Origin of the sequence: Mesorhizobium sp. M1312, assembly GCF_040318115.1 — a bacterium.
Taxonomy (GTDB): Bacteria; Pseudomonadota; Alphaproteobacteria; order Rhizobiales; family Rhizobiaceae; genus Mesorhizobium.
The window spans coordinates 1-1,142 of the sequence record NZ_JAMYLQ010000092.1 but is presented as its reverse complement, the minus strand read 5'-3'; the positions used below and the strand labels follow the sequence as shown (position 1 = coordinate 1,142).

Here is a 1,142-nt window from a genome sequence, read left to right as displayed (position 1 = left end):
GGCGTGCCGATTTCCAGCAATTGGCCCATCGACGCGTAGGCCGCGATTACGCCTGGAAAGTTGTAGTGGCCGATTTCAAAGCGGGGCGCGCCGGCGCGCAACTTTACCGTATCGAATATGGGTGCAGATTCTGGTGCATTCCCCATGTCGACACTGAAACGCGCAAGGTAGGCAGGGCTTAGGCGATCCGCCCATTCCTGGCGGCAGTACAGAAAGCCCAGCCCGTAGAGACCCATCAATCCCTTGTAGGTTGACGCCACCAAACCATCTACCCCCAGCCGAGTGACATCAGTGTGGAGGATACCAACGGATTGGGATGCGTCGGCCAAGAGGAAGGCGCCGACGTGCTTGCAAGCTTCGGCAATCGGCTCCATCACTGTCTTAAAGCCTGGGATCATGGTCACCGTTGATACCGTGACGACACGGGTGCGAGCATCGATAGCTTTGACAACTGCATCGCATGGGATTGCACCGCCATCAGCTTCTACAATCCGAAGTTCAATTCGGTACCTGTCCCGGAGTTGGAGCCACGGCAAGATGTTGTTTGCGTGCTCCAATTGCCGGCACAGGACAACATTGTCTCCAGGCATCCAAGAAATCGCGTTTCCAATTATGTTGATGCCTTCCGATGCGTTCTTAATAACAGCAACTTCATCGTTATCGGCACCAATGAATTCGGCGAATCTAGATCGAGTGCGCTCGACAAGTTCCATCATACCTTGTTCGTCATTTAGACCATTCAGTCTATTGTCGAGATGCTCATCCATAGAGGCGCGTGTAGTTTTGGATATGAGCCCCTGATTTGCAACATCCATGTAAACGGCGTTTTTAGTGGCCGGGAACTCCTGATGGAGAAGGTCCAGGGGAAGAAAGTGTTTCGTCATGCTCGTCATCAGACCCGTGTTCGCGTGTAGAGATTGCAGAAGCTACTCAGATCGCCCAATTTCGACATTCATAAAGCAACAAAATTGCCTTTGATTGAGAACCCGTCGGGCCACCTTGCGGGCGACCGAACTTTGGGGCCTGGGTTCATTAAGGACAATGGGTCTACCACCGGAATGAGCAAAGGGCTTCGCTGATCGGATCATATTATGGCTTGATCAATGTGGAAGTGAGGCTAATATGCACGGAAGCGAGCAGTT

Annotated in this window: 1 protein-coding gene; it reads right to left on the bottom strand. The window is 52.5% G+C overall.

All coding sequences use genetic code 11. From position 1 onward, the window contains the following. On the bottom strand, window positions 1-884 hold an 884-nt coding region (locus NKH36_RS34645; protein ID WP_352966303.1), incomplete at its 3' end, for an aminotransferase class V-fold PLP-dependent enzyme. Between the last annotated feature and the right edge of the window lie 258 nt (window positions 885-1,142).